Here is a 19608-nt window from a genome sequence, read left to right as displayed (position 1 = left end):
GATAGTGAGCCGCAAAACTACCAAGTCGTGTGGACCCTCAGCTTGAACGATCGCCCTTCGCCATAGCTGCAGGTCAACGCCGTCTGGCAACTCGCCACATAGTTCTTGTCGAAGAGGTTGGTGACGTTGAGGTTGACGCCCCAGTTCTCCTTCTCGTAGCCGATCTTCACGTCGGCCAGCGCGGCGGCCGGCACCTTCAGCGTATTCTGGTTGTCGGCCCAGGAGGAGCCGATATAGCGCACGCCGGCACCGAGCGAGATGCCGTCGTACCAGCCGCCCCGGAACGTATAGTCGACCGATGCGGAGGCCATGACTTCTGGGACGATGAAGGGCGTCTTGCCGATCACCGTCGGGTCCGTGTCCCTGGTGATGTCGAGGTCGTAGGCCGTCAGGGCCGCCGTCAGCCGGAAGTCTTCGGTGACGTTGACCTTGCCTTCAAGCTCGACGCCGCGCGAACGCACCTCCCCGAGCTGCACCTGGGCAAAGGGATTGCTGGGGCTCGCCACCGGCACGTTCCTGCGGGTGAGGTCAAAAACCGAAAGCGTGAAAAGGCCGTCGATGAAGGTCGGGGTGTATTTGACTCCGGCTTCATATTGCACGCCCTCTTCCGGCTCGAACAGAGCGCCGTTCGCATCCGTGCCGATAATCGGGTTGAAGAAGGTCGCCACGCTGACATAAGGGGTGATCCCGCTGTCGAACTCGTAAGCCAGCCCGGCGCGGCCCGACCACTGGCCGTCGCTGCGCTTGTCCACGAAATCCTGGTCGGGCGCGTAGAAGGTCGGGCGTTCGTGAGCGCTGAGCCAGCCCCTGTCGTAGCGCCCGTTCAGCGTCACCAGCCAGCCATCGGCAAAACGTAGCTGATCCTGCGCATAGATGCCGAGCTGCCTTTGCGTGAGGTCCTCGTTGAGGTAGCTGACGCGCGGCGTCAGCGGCGCGCCGTAGATCGGGTTGAACGCATCGATCGGCGGCGTCGTGCCGTAGAGGGCGGACGACTGAACCTGATCGATGTTGTAGTATTTGTAGTCGATGCCGGCCAGCAGCGTATGCTCGACCGGGCCGGTGTCCGCTTTACCCTCGATCCGGGTATCGGACAGGAAGGTCGTGATGTCGGTGTCATGGCCGAAATTGATGCGGTCCAGTTCCGTCGGGCTTATCCAGCCGTTCGGATAGACGCTCACTTCCCTGATGCCGGCGGCGCCGAAGCGGGCATTCGAGCGAACCGTCCAGTTATTGTCGAACGTGTGCTCGAACTCATAGCCGAGCGATCCCTGCTGGCGCTTGTAGAGATCGACGCTCGTCTCGGTGTAGTTGGCGTCACGCGGAATGCGGCCATAGTTCACGCCGTCCACGACGCGATCCACGACGGTGCCTTCATAGGGCAGGAAACTGCCGCCGCCATGGTTCTCGTCGATATGGGAATAGTTGGCCAGAAGCGTCAGGCTGGTCTGCTCGTCCGGCTTCCAGGTGATGCTGGGCGAGACGAAGCCGCGCCAGCCGTACTGGAGATCGCTGTAGGTGTCGCCTCCGGCCACGCGGCCGTTGACGCGATAGCTGACCACGCCCTCATTGGCGATGTCGCCGATGTCGAAGCCGAGATAAGCATTGCCCGCGTCGTTGACGCCGGTTTCGAGATAGCGCAGGCGGCCATCCGGGCGTTTGCTGACGTAGTTGACGAGCCCGCCCGGATTGCTGCCGCCGTAGAGCACCGAAGCCGGGCCCTTCAGGACCTCGATGCGCTCCAGCCCGAAGGAATCCACGTAGAAGCCGCCGAACCCGTAGCTGAACAGTTGCAGCCCGTCCAGGTAGGCGCCGGTCGCGGTGGCCTGGAAGCCGCGGATGAACAGCCAGTTGGTGTCGCTGTCGGGGCCGAAAGGCTGCGCGAAGACGCCGGCCGTGTAGCGCAGCGCCTCATCCACCTTCTGCGCGCCCTGGTCGTCGATCTCCTGGCGGCCGACGACCGAAACGGATTGCGGGATTTCCTTGATGTCGGTCGCGGTCTTCGAGCCGGTCAGCGTCTTCTTCGCCACGACCCCCTTGACCGGGCCGGTGGCCGCATCGCCCGCGGTTCCGCCGCCCTGCCCCTCGACCACGACCGTTTCGAGCTGGATGCGTTCCTGGGCATCCTGTGCAAGAGCGCCGAACGGCTGGACCAGCGCGATGATGCTTGTTCCTCCCGCCAGAAGCCACTTTGTCACTCGAATGCGATCCATGCCAAAACCCCAGGTCGTCCGTTACTCGTATACCTGAGTGCTTATATCAACTTATTTATTGGTCATTGGACCGATTTGCGCGGGTTGTCGGTTTTTGTCCAAAAAGGGATGGTTTCCATCTCATGTTGCGGAAATGTCACCCGAGCCCGGCGCGCCCCTTCTTCCAGGCCGCCGGGGTCAGCCCGACGAACGACTTGAAGACGCGCGTCATGTGCGCCTGGTCGAAGAACCCCGCCGCCTCGGCGATATCGGCCAGCGATCCCGCATTGCGAAGCATCATGTCCTGGACCCTCCTGGTGCGGGCATACATCTGCCAGCGATGCGGAGGCATGCCGGTTGCCGCCTTGAAGGCGTGGCTGGTGGCCGATTCCGACAGGCCGGCGAGATTGGCCAGATCGGCGAGGCGTATCGTCTCCAGGCAATGTGCGTCGATGTAGTCGGTGAGCAGGCGCAGTCTGCGGGACGGCAGCGCCATGCGGCGGCGCGGTTCGCTCGGCCGCTTCACGCTGAAAAGCTTGGCGAACAGGGCGTTCACGAGGCTTTCGCCGTACAGGTCGTGGGTCGGATTGCTGCTGCCGCATTCGGCCGCAATCAGGCCGCCAAAGGCGGCGACCGTGTCGTCATGGAATTGCAGGCGTGTTTCGTGGAGAGCGTCACGCTCGAAGCCCCTGCCGAAGCGCCGCGTCAAGGCGGCCTCGTCGAAATGCAGATCGAGATGCTTGATGCGGTGCAGGCCCTCGACCCGGCTGTTCACCGGCAGTCCCGCCGGAATATAGCTCATCGAGAATGGACGCTGATGCTGCCTGAACTTGCCGGACGCCTCTTCCCTGAGGTCGAAGGCCCCGTCGCCATCCAGTTCCAGCACGATGAACAGCCTGGGATCGGGAGAGATGTAGCGGCCTTCGGCATGTTTGGAGCATGACACGTCCCAAAGATCGGCGACAACGCCATCCCAGACGCGCCATTTCAGGCCGCCTTGGACAGAAAAGCCCTGGATGCGGCTTTCCATGCGCGGAATGAAGTTCACAGGCGCCCTCTTTCGTTGATCGGCGTCGCCGGCCTGCCATTATCTTGACAATTTATATCATGTTTTTGGCCGGCTCAACATGTTCCGCTGGCGATCGTGCCCGACCGCCGAGGCAACCGCGTGCCGGAGGTTCTGCCCCCAGTCATAAAATGGGCATTGACCGCAATGCTGCGGCGAGACACCGCTTCAACGCGGGCCGGACCGCGCTCAGGCTGCCAGGATCACGCGCGGAGCATCGATGGCGAGTGGCGTGCCGCCATGGTCAGCGCCCCAGCGAGTAGAACTCGTCGTTGGGCCGCATGCTGGTGGCATTGGCGAGGCGGTTGGACATGCCGAAGAAGGCAGCGATGGCGGCGATGTCCCAGATGTCCTCTTCCGAGAAGCCGTGCGCCCTGAGCGTCTCCATGTCGTCATCGCCGACATCATAGGCGCGCGCCGAAACCTTCATGGCGAAATCGAGCATCGCCTTCTGGCGCGGCGTGATGTCGGCCTTGCGGTAGTTGATGGCGACCTGATCGGCAACAAGCGGGTTCTTGGCGCGGATGCGCAGGATCGCGCCGTGCGCCACAACGCAATACTGGCACTGGTTGGCGTTGCTGGTGGCGACGACGATCATTTCGCGCTCGGCCTTGGTGATGTCGCCGGGCTTGTCCATCAGCGCGTCGTGATAGGCGAAGAAGGCGCGGAACTCGTCCGGCCGACGGGCGAGCACCAGGAACACGTTGGGCACGAAGCCCGACTTCTCCTGCACGGCGAGGATGCGCTCGGCAATATCGCTGGGAAGGTCCTTGATCTCGGGAACGGCAAAGCGGCTGATCGGATATGCGGTCACGGCTGGTCTCCTCGGAAATCGGCATGATTCCCAATCAGGCCCTTCTTGGGAAGACACGCAGGTTTGTTGCAGGAAAGGTAACCACGATCTTCGATCCGCTCGCAAGCCCGCGATCTTCCCAGGCGCTGCGCATTATCTCGACATCCAAAGTCTGTCCGATCTGCCGGCAATTCACCGAAAGCCGGTAGAAATTTCCACGAAACGACACCGTCTCGACCACCGCTTCGAGGCCGCCGGGCCTATTGGCGGTCACCATCCCTACCGCGATGTCGGCAGGCCTGATGCACAGGCTGACTTGAGTGTCGGGGGCAAGGCCTTCCATATCCGGGACCGCGAAGGTCATTCCCGCCACCGTCACGCTGTTGCCGGTAGCTGCGATCGCGGGAATAAAATTCATGTCGCCGAGGAAGCCCGCCACGAAGGGCGATGCGGGCCGCGAAAACACCTCCTCCGGCGTGCCGACCTGCTCGATCTCGCCCTGGTTCATCACCACGATGAGATCTGCCGTGGCCAGCGCTTCGTCCTGGTCGTGCGTGACCATGATGGTGGTGACGCCGAGACTGCGCTGCAACTGCCTGAGCTGGTCGCGCAGATGCAGCCGCACCTGTGCGTCGAGTGCGCTCAACGGCTCGTCCAGCAGCAGGAGGCCGGGCGACGGCGCCAGCGCGCGGGCCAGCGCCACGCGCTGCTGCTGGCCGCCGGAAAGCTGGGCGGGATATTTCGCAGCCTGGTTTTGCAGGCCGACAAGTTCGAGGAGCTCGTGGACACGTTGCTTCCTCTGCTGCCCGGACAGGCCGGCCGCATGCAGGCCGTAGCCGACATTGCGTTCGACCGTGAGGTTGGGAAACAGCGCGTAGGATTGGAACACGATGCCGAAATCGCGCCGGCCCACGGGCAGACGGGAGATGTCGCGGCCGTTCTGATGGATCGTGCCGCGGTCTTGCGGGTCGAGGCCGGCAATGGCGCGCAGCAAGGTGGTCTTGCCGCAGCCCGAAGGACCGAGGAAGCAGACGAACTCGCCCGGCTCAATGTCGAGATCGATGCCGTCGAGCGCCACGAACTTGCCGAAGGATTTCGACAGGCTTCTGATCCGCAGCGCCGGCGTGCCGCCGTCCTTGCCGTCCGGCTTCGGCGGCACGTGGTTCGCGACGGGTTCAGGCACGTTCAGCATGGGCCCAGCCTTTCGTTTCGGCGCGTCCGAGAAGCGCCAGAGCCTCGGGCAGAAGCCCGGCATCGCCGACCGCCACGAAGCGGTCGCCGGAGTGCAACGTCAGCGGCGCGCCGTTCCAGTCCCGCATGACGCCGCCCGCGCCCTCGATGACCGGGACGGCGGCGAGATAGTTGACGATGCCGTAGCGCGCCGCGATCATGATGTCGGCATGGCCGCTGGCCACCAGACCGTACGCTTGCGTGCCGGCGTCGTAGATCGTGAAACGGGAAGCCTCGGCGACATTGCGGAAGGGCTGCGCGGCATCCCCGTCGAGATATTCCGGCGAGGTGGCAAGCAGGATCGCGCCCGCGGCGAAAGGGCATTTGCGCGTGCCGGCGATCTTGCCGTTGAGCCGCGTCGCGTGGCCTTTCGCGCCCACCCAGCGCTCCTGCGTGATCGGTATGTCCACCACGCCGAGCACGGGAACGGTGTCGACGGTCAACGCAATCAGGGTCCCGAACACCGGACGGCCGGCGATGAAGGAGCGGGTGCCGTCGATCGGATCGATCACCCAGACGCATTCGGCCGAGGCCGCGCTGGCCGGATGCTCCTCGCCGATTATGCCATGGGCCGGGTAGCGGTCGGCGATCATGCCGCGGATCAGCGTCTCGACCTCCAGGTCGGTCGGCGTCACCGGGGTGTTGTCCGGCTTCATCTCGACATCGGCGTTGCGGCGGAACCGGCTGCGGATGAGCGCGCGGCTGGCGTCGGCGAGTTCCTCGGCGAAGCGGATGAATTCCGTTGGCGTGGTGGTGGCTGACGAAACGGTCATGGATTGTCCTTGGGTTGGGCGGCCGCCGGGCGCGGCCGGTTGTGTCTTCAGCTTTCTGTTCCGCGCCAGGCCTGGGTGCGGCGCAAGAGGCCGTGCATGAGCAGCCATTGCAGGGCGACGACCGTGGCCGACGTCGCCACGATCAGCACGCTCATCGCCGCGGCCGGCCCGAGCATGGCGTTGTCGTTCAGCAACACGATGCTGACGGTGGCGACCTTGGTGTTGGCGGAATAGAGGAACACCAGGGCCGAGATCGTCGTCATGGAGTTCATGAACAGATAGCTGGCGATGCGCAGGATCGTCGGCAGGCACACCGGCACGACGATCCGGCCGAAAGTGACGAAGCGCGACACCTTGAGCGACGAGCCGACAGCCTCGAGCCCGGGATCGAGCTGCTTGAGCGCGGTCAGCGCGGTCAGATGCGGCACCGTGTAGAGATGGACGACCGTGCTCAAAATGAGGATCGCCATTGTGCCGTAGATGCCCCCTAACGGGTTGGAGGGGCTGTTGAAGAAGAAGATGTAGGAAAGGCCCAGCACCATGCCGGGCAGCGCCAGGGGGATCATGCAGCAGAAATTGATCGCCCCGCGCAGCCAGGCAGCGCCCGGCACGCGCTCCAGCAGATAGGCGCCGAAGAACACCACTGCGGTTCCGAAAATAGCCACCCCGGCGGCAAGGCGCAGGCTGTTGCGATAGGCACCCCAGCCGCTCGGCTCGTGCTCGGCGAAATTGTAGCTGGCAAGCGATAGGCTGAGATTGTAGGGCCACAGCTTGAACAGCGAGCCCAGCACCGCCATCACCAGCACAGCCAGGATCGCCAGGGCGACCGCCGAGCAGAAGCCGAAGCAGGCGAGATCGCGCATTTTGCTCCTTGCCGGCACATAGATCACCGCACGCCCGTCGATGCCGCCGCTTCGACCGCGCTGGAGCAGTTGGCCGGCGAGAAAGGCGATGGCCGCGGGGATGAACAGCAGGATGCCGACCACGGCCCCCATCTGGAAATCGAAGCCGCCGATCACCTTCTGGTAGAGGTCGGTGGCCAGCACCGGATAGGATCCACCGACCACCACCGGCACGCCGAAATCGGTGAACACCTTGGTGAAGGTGGCGAAGAACGCCGCTCCGAGGCCGAAGCGCATGGCGGGCAGCGTCACGGTGAAGAAGATACGCACCCTCCCCGCCCGCAGCGCGGTCGCCGCCTCGTAAAGCCTGCGGTCGACGGTCAGAAGCGAGGTGAGAACGATCAGCAGGGCGACAGGAAAGGTGAAGAACACTTCGCCGATGACGATGCCGATCGGACCGTAGAGGCTGTGACCGAACAGGGCACTGCGGAAAAAGCCCTGATTGCCGAACAGGTAGATCAGCGCGATGCCGGGCAACAGCGACGGCGTCAGCAGCGGCACCAGCGCTACCCCGCGGAAGAATGCGCGCCCCGGCATCCGCGAATGGGTCAGCGCGAAAGCATAGACGCCGGCGATCGCCAGCGTCAGCAGCGTGGAGAGAACCGAAATGCGCAGGCTGTTCCAGAAGACGACCGATACGCTCGGCTCGCGGAAATAGCTGACGAAGTTCTGCAGGCCGACGAAATTGCCATCGGCGTCCTGCAACCCCTTCGACAGCAGCGTATAGACCGGCAGCAGCAGGCCGAAGAGCAGGAACAGGCCGAGTCCCGCCAGGCACAGGCGCAGAAGAACGTCCTCGCCGCCGAGGCCGATGCGAGTTTTCCGTGCGTATGCCGGCACTGCCGAAACCTGATTGATCATCTGCCAGTCGTCCTTCGCCATGTCGGAAAGGGCGGGCCCGCCGAGGACAGGCCCGTTCCCACCACCCGCGTCCGCGCGCAAAGGACTATTTCGGCTCGTCCTTCGCGCCGTAGCGCTTCTGCCATTCGGCCAGGATGCGATCCCGATTGGCGGCCACCCAATAGAAGTCCATGTCCACCAGGGCTTTTTCCTCGCCCTCGGGATAGTTCGGCACAGAGGTGGAGACGCCCTTGCGCGCAACCAGCGCGTAATACTTGTTGTGGATCTGGTTGCCTTCCTGGCTGGCGGCGAAATCGGCGAGTTTCTTGGCCGCGTCCGGGTGCTTAGCGCCTGCGACGATGGCTACGCCTTCGACTTCGGAGCCGACGCCTTCCTCGGGAATCACCACGCTGAGCGGCGCGCCGTCGTTGATCGCCTTTACGCCCGGGGCAGGATAGGCGATGCCGATCACCGCCTCGCCCGTGGCGGCCATGCGGCATGGCTTGCTGCCGGAATGGACATATTGCGCGATGTTCTCATGCAGCGCGTCCATGTAGGTCCATGCCTGGTCCTCGCCGAAGATCTTCATCCAGCCGACAATCGCAAGCAGGCCGGTGGCGGACGAATTGGGATTGGGCATGGTGATCATGCCCCTGTATTCGGGCTTGACCAGGTCCTTCCAGCTCTTCGGCTCCTCGACGCCATGATTGGCGCCCTCGACCTTGTTGAAACACACGGCCGAGGCCCAGGCATCGGTGCCCACCCAATGCGGTGTTTCGCTCTTGTGATCGTAGAAGCGATCCTTGATCTGGTCGAGGCCGGCAGGCGCGTAGGGCGCCAACATGCCCTTTTCCTCCAGCATCACCAGTCCGGGCACCGAGGCACCAAGGATGATGTCGGCGCGCGGATTCTCCTGTTCGGCCAGCAGACGCGCCATGATCGGCCCGTTGGAGTCCAGCAACTGGTTGATCTTGAGGTCCGGCTCGCGTTCCTGGAATGCGGCGATCAGTTCCGCGAAATGCTCCTTGGCCATGGCGCTGTAGACGGTCAGTTCCTCGGCCTGCGCATCCCAGGTGCCGAAGCCGACGGAGCCGGACACCGCCAGCGCCGCGCATAGCAGCCGCGCCGGGGCCAGAATCTTGAACTGTATCATTGGTCGCTTCTCCCCTTTTTCTTGAACTCTTTGGGGAGAGTATCGGAATGCGATTCCATAAAGTCAAAGAACAAGATTTACGCAACCCATGCATAAATGCTATGGGGCTGACAAGGAGATCAGCATGCACAAGGCGGCAAGGCTGGATACGATCAGCCCGCGCCAGATCGAAGCCTTCAAGGCGATCGTGGAGACCGCGTCGGTCACTGCGGCCGCTGCCAGCATGCATGTCTCGCAGCCGAGCGTGAGCCGGCTGCTGCGCAGCCTGGAGGAGAGCATCGGTTTCGACCTGTTCGAGCGCAGAAAGGGCCGCCTGGTGGCCACGCCCGAAGCCATGCTGTTCTACGACGAGATCCAGAAATATTTCCGGAACATGCTGCGGCTGGCGCATACGGCGGCCGACATTCGCGCGCTTGCGCGTGGCCAGTTGCGGCTCGGTTCCTTCATAGCGCTTTCGATCGCCGTCACGCCCGCGGTGATCAAGGCGTTCAACGCAGCCCATCCGCAGATGCACATCTCGTGCACCACGGCCCAGTCCCGGCAGATCGTCGATCTCGTCGCCTCACGCTTCGCCGACCTCGGAATCGTCGATCCGATCGCGGTCACCAGCGCAGTCCGCGTCGAACGGCGATGGCAGTTCCGATGCGTGTGCGCCGTGCCTGCGGGGCATCCGCTGGCAGCAAGCGGCACCGTCTCGGCAGCCAGCCTGGCGGGCGAAAGCGTGATCGGACTGGAACGCGAGTTCCTGTCGCGTTATGCGTCCGGCGCCGCGCTTTACGACGATATCGCGGCCACGTTGCGGATCCAGGTGCATCAGTCCATCACGGCCTGCGCACTCGTCGCCGAGGGGGTCGGTGTCGCCATCGTGGACCCGTTTACCGCAATGCATTGCGAGCCGCGGGGCATCGTGATCCGACCGCTGGCGGAGAACGTTCCTTTCGAGATGTGCGTCGTGTCGTCTCCGGAGGCGCCGCTTTCCATGGCCGCACAGGAGTTCCTCGACCTGTTCGACGAGGAAATGGGCAAGGCCTGCCGCGCATCGGACTATGTCGTGGCCTGCGCATAGTTCGGGAGATGGCTGCAACGCCGTGCGCCGGCGAGCCCGCCCCCCGGGGGCTGATCAGTCGGCCGCTTCGCTGCCTTGCGGGCCATCGCTCTTCTGGCGATCGGGCGTTGCCGCCACCAGCTTGACCCGGCTGTATGGCGGCGGCAGCCCGCGCTCCCGGATCGCCGCATCGACGGCGACGAGCATGCCGTCGCGGCAGTCGATGTCGTCGATGAAGCTTGGCACCCAGTAGCGCACGGCAAACCTCACCCCTTCGGCATCGTAGGACAGCGCCCGCACATCCGGCTTCGGCGACTTGAGGATGATGTCGGTCGATGCCGCCGCCGCCGCCAGCAGTTCCTTGCCCTGGCTGACCGGAATGTCGTGACCGAGCACGATCTCCAGACTGGCGCGATACTGCTTTCGCGGCGCGCTGTAGTTGGTCATTCTCTGGCGCGAAATCTGGCTGTTGGGCAGGATCATATAGGTGTCGTTGCGCGTCTGCAGGCGCGTGGTGCGCCATCCGATTTCGATGACCCGGCCGCGAATGGCTCCGTCGATCTCCACCCAGTCGCCGATCCTGAACGGCGCTTCCAGGCCCAGCGCAATTCCGGAGAGCACGTCGGCGAGCACGTTGCGGATGGCAAAGCCGAGGATGGCGATGATGAGGCCCGAACTGGCGAGAGCCCCGCCCGCCGACTGGCCGAGCAGCATGGCCACGGTCGCCACGGTCGCGGCCAGAAACAATGCGGCGGTAACGAGCTCCCGCAGCAGCTTGGGCACCTTGCGGCGGCCGCTTCCCGTTCTTTTCAGAGCCGTGCCGATGATCCGTGCCATCAGCCAGGCGCCGGAATAATAGGCTGCCGCCGCGCTCAGATGCCGCGCGGCGTTCGGGTCGGCATCCGGCGCCAATCTTTGGAAGGCCAGATCGTGAAAAACATAGGCGGCGATCGAGAGGATGAAGAGGAACGCCGGCCAGAAGAACCTGAGGAAACGCGAACGCTCTGCCACACCACTTCTCCGAATTTTCGACCAGTGCCTCCGGGCTACCCCTTCCCGCCGCCGTTCTCAACCGCCCACCCGCGGCACCTGGCGCTCACAGCCTTTACGCGACGTTTCCATCGTCCGATTTCGGCCATTAAGTGGTGCTGATTTTCCAGATGGTCTTCGGAATTGGCGCCCGACCATCGCCATCAGCACGACAAAACCGTGGGAGTAGAAAATGACCACGCATCAAGTCGGCTACCTCATCGGCAGCCTTGCCAAGAACTCCATCAACCGCAAGCTCTCCAAGGCACTTGTGCAACTTGCGCCCGCGCACCTCCAGATGCAGGAAATCTCCTTCGCGCAGCTTCCGCTCTACAGCTACGACTACGATGCCGATTTCCCGCCGGTCGCCCGAAAATTCAAGGAAGCGATCGCGGCGGTCGACGCGGTCCTGTTCATCACGCCCGAATACAATCGTTCGATCCCAGGCGGCCTGAAGAACGCCATCGACTGGGCCAGCAGGCCTTACGGCAAGAATTCATTTGCGCGCAAGCCTTCCGCCGTCATCGGCACGTCGCCGGGAGCGATCGGAACCGCCGTCGCCCAGCAAAGCCTGCGAAGCGTGCTGAGCTTCTGCAATTCGCCTCAGATGAATGCGCCTGAAGCCTATATCCAGTTCACACCGGGCCTGATCACCGACGACGGCGAGGTCACCGTCGAATCCACCGAGGAATTCCTGCGCAATTACATGTCCGAATTCGCCACCTTCATCACCCGCGTCCTGCAGGTCCTGCCCCGGGAGGTCTGAACAACGGCCTTGCCGCGGACGATCTTTCGTACCGAGGAGCCCGCGGCGGCTTGCGCGCATGCGGCGCTGATCGTAACCCGAGCACCTCGCTGACCTTCGAGGCCGGCTAGCCGTCGCCAAGCTTCGCAGCTTCCGGGCAGCGAAAATGCCGGCACCCGGATCACGTGCCGCTTCAGATAAATAGTGTTTATCCGAACATTAATTGAATAAATTTTCGTAATGACCGCTCTCATTCTAGCTTCGTCTTACAAGGATCTATTTTCCGGGAGGACGACCTGATGACGGACGACATGCTTCATGTGATGAAATGGCATAATGGCGATAAGAGCTTCTCGCCGTTTTCCGATGCCGAAATGGCACGCCGCCAGAACGACGTGCGCGGCTGGATGGCGAAGAACAATGTCGATGCCGCGCTGTTCACGTCCTACCATTGCATCACCTATTATTCCGGCTGGCTCTACTGCTATTTCGGCCGCAAATACGGCATGGTCATCGACCACGACAATGCCACCACCATCTCCGCCGGCATCGACGGCGGCCAGCCCTGGCGCCGCAGCTATGGCGACAACGTCACCTACACCGACTGGCGCCGCGACAACTTCTACCAGGCCGTGCGCCAGCTGACGCCGGGCGCCAAGCGCATCGGCATCGAGTTCGACCACGTCTCGCTCGACTTCCGCCGGCAGCTCGAAGCCGCGCTTCCCGGTGTCGAGTTCATCGATGTCGGCCAGCCCTCCATGTGGATGCGCACCGTCAAGTCGGCCGAGGAGCACAAGCTGATCCGCGAAGGCGCCCGCGTCTGCGACGTCGGCGGCGCCGCCTGCGTGGCGGCGGTCAAGGCCGGCGTGCCCGAGCACGAGGTGGCCATCGCCACCACCAACGCCATGGTCCGCGAAATCGCCAGGTCGTTCCCCTTCGTGGAATTGATGGACACCTGGACCTGGTTCCAGTCGGGCATCAACACCGACGGCGCCCACAATCCCGTCACCAACCGCATCGTGCAGCCGGGCGACATCCTGTCGCTCAACACCTTCCCGATGATCTTCGGCTATTACACCGCGCTCGAGCGCACGCTGTTCTGCGACCATGTCGACGACGCCAGCCTCGACATCTGGGAGAAGAACGTGGCGGTCCATCGCCGTGGCCTGGAGCTGATCAAGCCGGGCGCCCGCTGCAAGGACATCGCCATCGAACTGAACGACATGTACCGCCAATGGGGCCTGCTGAAATACCGCTCCTTCGGCTACGGCCACTCCTTCGGCGTGCTGTGCCACTATTACGGCCGCGAGGCCGGGGTGGAACTGCGCGAGGACATCGACACCGTGCTGGAGCCCGGCATGGTGGTGTCGATGGAGCCGATGGTGATGCTGCCGCAGGGCATGCCGGGCGCCGGCGGCTATCGCGAGCACGACATCCTGATCGTCAAGGAGGACGGCGCCGAAAACATCACCGGCTTCCCCTTCGGCCCGGAGCACAACGTCATCAGGAACTGACCGGGCGGGAGGGTCCTTGTGGGCTTCCATATCCCCCACGACTGGCCGCACCCGTGGACGGACGACCCGTCCGTCCACCATTCTCCGCCGCCGGCCCGGGGCGCGGCACATCTTCTGTCCTTCGTCGCGCGCACCGTTGCCGCGACGCTCAAGCGCCTTCCAATGCCGGTACGCGCTTCAGGGCCGGGCGGCGGGCGCAAGGCCGAGCGGCGGCAGGGGCTTGCCATGCCGCGGCGCCCCTTCTGACCGGCAAGAAAAAAGCCGCGGAACGCCGCGGCTTTTTTGTCGGCCGGAAGACTTGTTCTCAACGCGGGAATTCCGCCTCCAGGGCTTTCACGATCCCGTCGGTGCAAACCTGAAGCAGGATCTCGCCCTTCTCGGCAGACGCTTCCCTCGGCGATGACAGCGTGCCGCTGGCGGGCGTCCACTCCGGTTTGGGAGGGTAGACGTCGTAGGGCGGAAAGCTTGCCGGCGCATGATCGATCGCGCGCTCCAGGCGCACCTGGCCGGGATGGAGCGCCAGCATCAGCGAGGTTTCGAGCACGCCGCCATGCTCGATGTCCCAGCCGGGAAAGCCCTTGGGGTAGAGCCGGGCGATCGTGTCCTTGTCGACGAAGTCCCAATAGGAGAGCACGACGATCTTCATGTCGTCGATACCGCTCCATCTGAGCTCGCGCAGCGCCAGGTCGATGCCCTCGATGATGAACCAGGAATTCTCGAAATGACCGTTCACCAGGCAGATGCGGCGGACGCCATGGCGGGCGAATTCCTTGATGACGTCGCGCAGCGCCGCAACCAGCGTCGCGCCGTCCAGGCTGGTGGTGCCCGGCAGGTGGTTGCCGCCGCCTGACTTCTGGTGCGACTTGTAGCCATAGGTGAACGGCGGGGCGACCAGCGCGCCGATGCGGCCGGCAACGCGGCGCGCGAACTCCACCGGCAGCAGCACGTCGACATTCATCGGCATGTGGTGGCCGTGCTGTTCCATGGAACCGATCGGCAGCAGCATCGGCGTGCCGCCGTTCCGGACCCTGGCATCATAGTCGGGCCAGGAAAGCTCGGCGGCAAAGACGGATTGCTCAGGCATGGTGACCTCCCATTTTGGCTTGCAGCCAACAATTGGAGCCATTGCAGAGATATGAGAAATTTATAATTGTCATCTTCGTATGAGGAATGGAAATCCATGCGCAACATCGTCAATTTCCAGACCGACCTTCTCCGCACCTTCGTGTCGGTGATCGACCTCGGCGCCTACACGAAGGCCGGCGACATTCTGGGCCGCACCCAGCCGGCCATTTCGCTGCAGATCAAGCGACTTGAGGAACTGGTGGGCGCGCCCATCATCAAGCATGTTGGGCGCTCGCTGATGCTGACCGGCGAGGGCGAGATGCTGCTGAGCTACGCCCGCGAGATACTGAGATTGAACGACGAGGCGGCCTCTTACTTCAACCGCGCCAAGATCGCCGGCGTCCTGCGCATCGGACTGCCAAACGACTATGCGGTGGCCTTCCTGCAAGGCGTGATCACCGGATACACGCGCCAGCATCCCGAGATATCGCTGGAAATCTACTGCGGATGGAGCGCGGAGATCCTCGATCGCCTGCGGGCGGACGAACTCGACCTGGCGATTGCCATGGCCAATGACGAGCGGGCCCAATATCTGTCCCGCTCATGGATCGAGCGGCCGATCTGGGCCGCCGCGGAAGGCACGCGTTTCGACCTCGCGGCGGGCATCCCCCTCGCGGCCCACCCGGAGGGCTGCGCCTACCGGGCACGCATGATCCAGTCGCTCGACTCGGCGCAACTGCGCTGGCGTGTCGCCTACACCGGATCCGGCATCTCCGGCCTGCAGAACGCGGTGATCAACGGTCTGGGGGTCAGCGCGCTGACCCGCTACACGATCTTGCCCGGCATGAGGGTTCTTGACGAGATCGACGGGCTCCCGCCGCTGGCCGAAATTCGCGTCGGCCTGTTCTACAAGCATCCGCGCCTGTCGGATGCCGGTATCCGCCTCGTCAATCACATCATTGCGCAATTGGACGAGGCGGGCGTTTCCGGCGATCCCGTCCGGCGCAGCGGCGAACTGGATCGTCAATAAGGGCCGCAAATGCTGAAATTATTAGAATTAATTTTCCAAATGCATCTGCACTGCATAGCGTTGGGTCAATAATAAGCAAGAAGGGGAATGCGATGACCATCAAGAAGACGCTGGCGGGCGTGCATACCCGTCGTGAGATGCTTAAACGCGCAGGCGCTCTGGGTGGCGGAGTTCTGGCCACGCCGTTCCTGAGCCGACTTGCCTTTGCCGAGCCGGTCGAACTGACCATGTTGGCCTGGTACGGCCACGCCGAGCCCGACGTGGTCGGTGAATTCGAAGCCGAGAACAACGTCAAATTCAAGCCGAAATACTATACCGGCGGCGACAACATGCTGGGCCTGATCTCCCAGTCCCCTCCCGGCACGTTCGACCTGATCCTGTCCGACGCCGAATACGTCCAGCAGCTCAACGCTGCCGGCTACATCGAGAAGCTCGATGCGGCGGACTATCCGTTCGACGATTTCTTCCCGGAATTCCAGCATTTCCCGGGGCACTGGGAAGGCAACGACCTCTATTCGGTCATCACCCGCTTCGGCTTCCTCGGCGTTGCCTACAATACCGAGGCGGTCACCGAGAAGGAGGCCTCGACCTACAACGTCTACTGGGACAAGAAACTGAAAGGCAAGGTCGGCCACTTCGACTGGCACCTGCCCAATCTCGGGCAGATCAGCCTGCTCAATGGCAACGCCGCACCCTATGACATCAATGAAGCGGCCTGGAAGGCCGTGCAGGACAAGACGATGACGCTGCGCCCGCAGATCGGCGGTTTCTTCGACTATGGCGGCACCTTCTCCTCGCTCAAGAACGGCCAGATGCTGGCCATGGCCGGCATAGGCGACTGGATCACCGGCGTGCTGGAAAAGAACGGCGCCAAGGTGCGCAGCACCATTCCCGAGGAAGGCGGCCTGCAGTTCACCGAATCCTTCTCGATCGGCAAGGGCACGAAAAAGGCCGATCTGGCCAAGAAGTGGATCCAGTACATCACCTCGCCCAAGGGGCAGGTGAAGTCGGCCAACATGGCCGCCTATCCATGCCTGATCCCGAACGAGAAGGGCTGGAAGCTGCTGGCCAAGGAAACGCCCGACGAAGCCAAGCGGCAGGGAATGCTGCTCGACCAGAGCAACAATGCCATGGAACTGATCCGCTCCGGCCGGATCAAATATCGCCAGCTTCCGGTCCAGCAGAGCCTGGAGGACTGGAACGATTTCTGGTCCGAATACAAGGGCGCCTAGAGCATGGTCCAGCAAAGGGGGCGGGCAAGATGACGGTTCGAGGAAAAGTCGTCCGGCCCTAGCGACGGCTGCGGACCTGCGGAGCCGGCTCCGCTCCATGCATTCGGCCTTGAAATAGTGGCCATTGAAGTTTGAAAGTTCGGGCGGGCCGACGTGCCCGCCCGTCCATTCCGGCGCCAGGAAATGGCGGCCAACGACGAGCCCCTGATATCGGGACTGCGCGATGCGGAAATCGATTACCCTATATGGACTGACCTTCTCGTTGCCGATGTTCGTGTGGCAAGCCGCGTTCTTCCTGGCCCCGCTGCTCTTCCTGATCGCGCTCAGCTTCTGGTCCGTGCGGAACTTCCGCATGGAGCCCGACTTCAACCTGGAAAACTGGACAAGGATGCTGGGCCGCGCCGTCTTCTGGCAGACATATTTGCGCACCCTGCTCCTGTCGGCCTCGGCTGCCGTCATAACCAGTGCGCTGGCATTTCCCTGCGCCTATGGCATCGCCTTCAAACTGTCGGATACGGCGCGGCGCTGGGCGATCTTCCTGATGGTCATCCCCTTCTTCACCTCCTATCTGGTGCGGATCTATTCCTGGCAGATATTCCTGTCCGACAACGGCATCATCAACGCGCTGCTCGCCAAGGTCGGACTGGGGCCGTTCGCCATGCTGAACTCGGTCTTCGGCATGATGATCGGCTATCTGACATTGAGCTTCCCGCTCGTGGTGCTGCTGCAACTGTTCAGCCTGGTTTTCGTCGACAAGACGCTGATCGAAGCTGCGCACAACCTGCGCTGCGGCCGCCTGCGCACGGTGTTCGAAGTGGTCGTTCCGGCTTCGAAGGTGGGCCTCGTCATCGCCGCCTTGTTCTGCTTCATCCTCACCTTCGGCGATTTCGTCAGCCCGCTTTATCTCGGAGGCGGCGACCCGCCGACGCTCTCCATTCTCATTACGGACACCACCAAGTCGGGCCAGCAATGGCCGCGCGCCGCGGTGATCGCTCTCACCATGATCGCGACGCTGCTGGCGATAGCCTTCGCGGCGGTGAGCTTCGCCTACAGGGAGCGCGGACGATGAACGACTTCAACCGCAACAGGCTGGTTGACTGGGCGCTGAAACTCTATGTGGCGCTGTCGTTCGGCTTCATTTTCGCACCGATCGCAGCAAGCTTCGTGTTCTCCTTCAATGCCGACCGCTTTCCCTCGCTCCCGCTCGGCGGCTTCTCCACGGTCTGGTATGAAGCCGTATGGAATGATCCGCTGGTATGGGAAGGGCTTCGCAACACGCTGATCGCCGGCATTGTGGTTTCGGTGCTGGCCACGGTCATCGGCTTCGGCGCCGCCTATACCGATTTCCGCTACAGGTTCTTCGGCAAGACCGTCTACGTCGCGCTCGCCCTGCTGCCGCCGACCATCCCGGTGGTGATCCTGGGTCTCGCCATGCTTGCCTTCCTGTCCAGCACCCATCTTTCCGGAGCCATCTACTCGGTCATGATCGCCCATGTGGTCATGTGCGCCCCGTTCGCGATGGCGATCTGCCGGCTGCGCCTGTCGCAGATGGACCCGTCGCTCGAGGCCGCGGCCTGGAATCTCGGCGCGACGGAATGGATGGCCATGCGGCACGTCATCATCCCGTTCTGCAAGCCGGCGATCTTTTCCGCCCTGTTCATCACCATGGCCGTGTCCTTCGACGAATTCGCCGTGGCCTGGTTCGTCTCCGGCCTGAACGAGACCCTTCCGGTCAAGGTGCTCGGCTTCCTGCAGGGTCAGGTCAGCCCGCGCATCAACGTTATCGGCACCTTTGTCTTCATCGCGTCCATGACGCTGGTGATCCTCGCCCAGATTCTGCTGATGAAGCGCAGCGCAGCACCCGCCGGCGGCGCGAAAGAAACCGGAGCAGTCACGCCATGACCGACCAGCCTCTTGTCGTCTTCGACGGCGTCGTCAAACGTTTCGGCAGCTTCGTTGCGGTCGACAAACTCGACCTTGATATACGCAAGGGGGAATTCCTGGCCATCATGGGTTCCAGCGGCTGCGGCAAGACGACGACGCTGCGCATGCTGGCCGGTCTCGAAGCGCCCACCGAAGGCGAGATCCGTCTTGGAGGCAAACGCATCAACGACCTGCCGACCTGGCGGCGCGACACGCCGATGGTGTGGCAAAGTCTGGCGCTCTTTCCCTTCCTGACGGTAAGGGAGAATGTCGAATTCAGCCTGCGGATGCGTGGCGTGGAAAGGACGGAGCGTCGCAAGCGCGTCGACACATGGCTGGAACGCATGCAGATCGCCGAATTCGCCGACCGGAACGTTGCGCATCTATCGGGCGGTCAGCGCCAGCGCGTGGCGCTGGCCCGTTCGCTGGTGACCGAGCCCGAAATCCTCCTTCTCGACGAGCCTCTGTCGGCACTGGATGCACATCTGAAGGTGCGTATGCAGACCGTGCTGTCTAATCTGCAGCGGGAATTGGGCATCACCTTCGTCTACGTCACGCACAGCCAATCGGAGGCTTTCTCGATGGCCGACCGGGTCGTCATCATGAGCCGCGGCCGCGTCGAGCAGATCGGCAATGCGCAGGAAATCTACCGCACGCCGCGCACCAGATTCGTCGCCGAGTTCCTCGGATCGTCGAACATATTCGCAGGCAACGTGTCGAACGTGAGCAGCCATGCGGTCACGATTTCGACACCGGCTGGCGAATTCGAGGTGGCGCCCAACGCCGCCAGGCCGCTCGCAAAGGGCGACAAAGCCACGTTCGTGGTGTCCGACGACAGGATGCATCTGAGCAACAGCCCGCCCGTGAACGGGTTGAACCGGCTGGAAACGTCAGTGGTCGGCGAGGAATTCGTAGGCGCCACCGCCATCATCCATCTGGAGGGCGCCGAACGCACCGAGATCAAGGCGCAGAAGAGCCATGACGAACTTGGCGAACTGGACCTCGAGCCGGGCACGAAGGTCTGGGTGTCCTGGTCGCCGGAGGCGACGCACATATTGCCGCGCGAGTAGATCTTTCCC

18 protein-coding genes are annotated in these 19608 nt (G+C 63.2%); 9 read left to right on the top strand and 9 right to left on the bottom strand.

The window, feature by feature from the left end:
• Window positions 1-17 precede the first annotated feature (17 nt).
• The 7 genes from ACTDI4_RS01175 to ACTDI4_RS01145 all read right to left on the bottom strand — a co-directional run bounded on the left by ACTDI4_RS01175 (window position 18) and on the right by ACTDI4_RS01145 (window position 8946).
• Window positions 18-2210 (bottom strand): TonB-dependent siderophore receptor, encoded by a 2193-nt coding sequence (locus tag ACTDI4_RS01175; RefSeq protein WP_442839384.1) that lies wholly within the window; start codon window positions 2208-2210, stop codon window positions 18-20.
• Window positions 2211-2346: 136 nt separating this feature from the next.
• Entirely contained in the window at window positions 2347-3237 is an 891-nt protein-coding gene (locus tag ACTDI4_RS01170; protein WP_442839383.1) for a helix-turn-helix domain-containing protein, read from the bottom strand.
• A gap of 262 nt (window positions 3238-3499) precedes the next feature.
• The gene (locus ACTDI4_RS01165) at window positions 3500-4069 is read right to left on the bottom strand and encodes a peroxidase-related enzyme (protein ID WP_442839382.1); all 570 of its coding nucleotides are present in this window, start codon (window positions 4067-4069) and stop codon (window positions 3500-3502) included.
• A 34-nt stretch (window positions 4070-4103) separates the two neighbouring features.
• Entirely contained in the window at window positions 4104-5240 is a 1137-nt protein-coding gene (locus tag ACTDI4_RS01160; protein ID WP_442839381.1) for a putative 2-aminoethylphosphonate ABC transporter ATP-binding protein, read from the bottom strand.
• The gene (locus tag ACTDI4_RS01155) at window positions 5224-6051 is read right to left on the bottom strand and encodes an inositol monophosphatase family protein (protein ID WP_442839380.1); all 828 of its coding nucleotides are present in this window, start codon (window positions 6049-6051) and stop codon (window positions 5224-5226) included. Before ACTDI4_RS01155 ends, ACTDI4_RS01160 begins: the two co-directional genes overlap by 17 nt.
• 47 nt (window positions 6052-6098) lie before the next feature.
• The gene (locus ACTDI4_RS01150; protein ID WP_442839379.1) at window positions 6099-7814 is read right to left on the bottom strand and encodes a putative 2-aminoethylphosphonate ABC transporter permease subunit; all 1716 of its coding nucleotides are present in this window, start codon (window positions 7812-7814) and stop codon (window positions 6099-6101) included.
• 85 nt (window positions 7815-7899) lie between these two features.
• Entirely contained in the window at window positions 7900-8946 is a 1047-nt protein-coding gene (locus tag ACTDI4_RS01145; RefSeq protein ID WP_442839378.1) for a putative 2-aminoethylphosphonate ABC transporter substrate-binding protein, read from the bottom strand.
• A gap of 124 nt (window positions 8947-9070) precedes the next feature.
• Between ACTDI4_RS01145 and ACTDI4_RS01140 the strand changes: the two genes are divergently transcribed.
• Entirely contained in the window at window positions 9071-10012 is a 942-nt protein-coding gene (locus ACTDI4_RS01140; protein WP_442839377.1) for a LysR substrate-binding domain-containing protein, read from the top strand.
• 54 nt (window positions 10013-10066) lie between these two features.
• Here ACTDI4_RS01140 and ACTDI4_RS01135 read toward each other — a convergent pair whose 3' ends face one another.
• Window positions 10067-11002, bottom strand: coding sequence for a mechanosensitive ion channel family protein (locus ACTDI4_RS01135; RefSeq protein ID WP_442839376.1), 936 nt, complete (start codon window positions 11000-11002; stop codon window positions 10067-10069).
• A 211-nt stretch (window positions 11003-11213) separates the two neighbouring features.
• On the opposite strand from ACTDI4_RS01135, the gene ACTDI4_RS01130 reads away from it, so the two are divergent.
• The 3 genes from ACTDI4_RS01130 to ACTDI4_RS01120 all read left to right on the top strand — a co-directional run bounded on the left by ACTDI4_RS01130 (window position 11214) and on the right by ACTDI4_RS01120 (window position 13525).
• On the top strand, window positions 11214-11786 hold the full coding sequence (locus tag ACTDI4_RS01130; protein WP_442839375.1) for an NADPH-dependent FMN reductase: 573 nt from the start codon (window positions 11214-11216) through the stop codon (window positions 11784-11786).
• A 278-nt stretch (window positions 11787-12064) separates the two neighbouring features.
• The gene (locus tag ACTDI4_RS01125; protein ID WP_442839374.1) at window positions 12065-13279 is read left to right on the top strand and encodes a M24 family metallopeptidase; all 1215 of its coding nucleotides are present in this window, start codon (window positions 12065-12067) and stop codon (window positions 13277-13279) included.
• A gap of 18 nt (window positions 13280-13297) precedes the next feature.
• The gene (locus tag ACTDI4_RS01120; protein ID WP_442839373.1) at window positions 13298-13525 is read left to right on the top strand and encodes a hypothetical protein; all 228 of its coding nucleotides are present in this window, start codon (window positions 13298-13300) and stop codon (window positions 13523-13525) included.
• A gap of 58 nt (window positions 13526-13583) precedes the next feature.
• On the opposite strand, the gene ACTDI4_RS01115 is transcribed toward ACTDI4_RS01120, so the two are convergent.
• Window positions 13584-14363, bottom strand: a complete 780-nt coding sequence (locus tag ACTDI4_RS01115; protein WP_442839372.1) for a creatininase — start codon at window positions 14361-14363, stop codon at window positions 13584-13586.
• A gap of 96 nt (window positions 14364-14459) precedes the next feature.
• Between ACTDI4_RS01115 and ACTDI4_RS01110 the strand changes: the two genes are divergently transcribed.
• The 5 genes from ACTDI4_RS01110 (at window position 14460) to ACTDI4_RS01090 (ending at window position 19599) form a co-directional block, all read left to right on the top strand.
• Window positions 14460-15374, top strand: coding sequence for a LysR substrate-binding domain-containing protein (locus tag ACTDI4_RS01110; RefSeq protein WP_442839371.1), 915 nt, complete (start codon window positions 14460-14462; stop codon window positions 15372-15374).
• A 92-nt stretch (window positions 15375-15466) separates the two neighbouring features.
• Window positions 15467-16606 carry a polyamine ABC transporter substrate-binding protein gene (locus tag ACTDI4_RS01105; RefSeq protein ID WP_442839370.1) on the top strand — a complete coding sequence of 380 codons (1140 nt, stop codon included), beginning with the start codon at window positions 15467-15469 and terminating at the stop codon, window positions 16604-16606.
• A gap of 223 nt (window positions 16607-16829) precedes the next feature.
• Window positions 16830-17675 (top strand): ABC transporter permease, encoded by an 846-nt coding sequence (locus ACTDI4_RS01100; protein ID WP_442839369.1) that lies wholly within the window; start codon window positions 16830-16832, stop codon window positions 17673-17675.
• Entirely contained in the window at window positions 17672-18508 is an 837-nt protein-coding gene (locus ACTDI4_RS01095) for an ABC transporter permease (RefSeq protein ID WP_442839368.1), read from the top strand. Before ACTDI4_RS01100 ends, ACTDI4_RS01095 begins: the two co-directional genes overlap by 4 nt.
• On the top strand, window positions 18505-19599 hold the full coding sequence (locus ACTDI4_RS01090) for an ABC transporter ATP-binding protein (RefSeq protein WP_442839367.1): 1095 nt from the start codon (window positions 18505-18507) through the stop codon (window positions 19597-19599). The genes ACTDI4_RS01095 and ACTDI4_RS01090 overlap by 4 nt, the downstream gene beginning before the upstream one ends.
• The last annotated feature ends 9 nt before the right edge of the window (window positions 19600-19608 follow it).

Source organism: Mesorhizobium sp. PUT5 (genome assembly GCF_052216645.1).
Classification (GTDB): domain Bacteria; phylum Pseudomonadota; class Alphaproteobacteria; order Rhizobiales; family Rhizobiaceae; genus Mesorhizobium.
Note: the sequence above shows the minus strand (reverse complement) of the source record. Positions and strands in the feature narration are given on the sequence as shown.

Excerpts from the sequence above, each read along its gene's own strand:
- ACTDI4_RS01175 (WP_442839384.1), bottom strand. The coding sequence starts at position 2,210 with ATGGATCGCATTCGAGTGACAAAGTGGCTTCTGGCGGGAGGAACAAGC.
- ACTDI4_RS01160 (WP_442839381.1), bottom strand. The coding sequence starts at position 5,240 with ATGCTGAACGTGCCTGAACCCGTCGCGAACCACGTGCCGCCGAAGCCG.
- ACTDI4_RS01155 (WP_442839380.1), bottom strand. The coding sequence starts at position 6,051 with ATGACCGTTTCGTCAGCCACCACCACGCCAACGGAATTCATCCGCTTC.
- ACTDI4_RS01150 (WP_442839379.1), bottom strand. The coding sequence starts at position 7,814 with ATGATCAATCAGGTTTCGGCAGTGCCGGCATACGCACGGAAAACTCGC.
- ACTDI4_RS01145 (WP_442839378.1), bottom strand. The coding sequence starts at position 8,946 with ATGATACAGTTCAAGATTCTGGCCCCGGCGCGGCTGCTATGCGCGGCG.
- ACTDI4_RS01140 (WP_442839377.1), top strand. The coding sequence starts at position 9,071 with ATGCACAAGGCGGCAAGGCTGGATACGATCAGCCCGCGCCAGATCGAA.
- ACTDI4_RS01130 (WP_442839375.1), top strand. The coding sequence starts at position 11,214 with ATGACCACGCATCAAGTCGGCTACCTCATCGGCAGCCTTGCCAAGAAC.
- ACTDI4_RS01125 (WP_442839374.1), top strand. The coding sequence starts at position 12,065 with ATGACGGACGACATGCTTCATGTGATGAAATGGCATAATGGCGATAAG.
- ACTDI4_RS01115 (WP_442839372.1), bottom strand. The coding sequence starts at position 14,363 with ATGCCTGAGCAATCCGTCTTTGCCGCCGAGCTTTCCTGGCCCGACTAT.
- ACTDI4_RS01110 (WP_442839371.1), top strand. The coding sequence starts at position 14,460 with ATGCGCAACATCGTCAATTTCCAGACCGACCTTCTCCGCACCTTCGTG.
- ACTDI4_RS01105 (WP_442839370.1), top strand. The coding sequence starts at position 15,467 with ATGACCATCAAGAAGACGCTGGCGGGCGTGCATACCCGTCGTGAGATG.
- ACTDI4_RS01100 (WP_442839369.1), top strand. The coding sequence starts at position 16,830 with ATGCGGAAATCGATTACCCTATATGGACTGACCTTCTCGTTGCCGATG.
- ACTDI4_RS01095 (WP_442839368.1), top strand. The coding sequence starts at position 17,672 with ATGAACGACTTCAACCGCAACAGGCTGGTTGACTGGGCGCTGAAACTC.
- ACTDI4_RS01090 (WP_442839367.1), top strand. The coding sequence starts at position 18,505 with ATGACCGACCAGCCTCTTGTCGTCTTCGACGGCGTCGTCAAACGTTTC.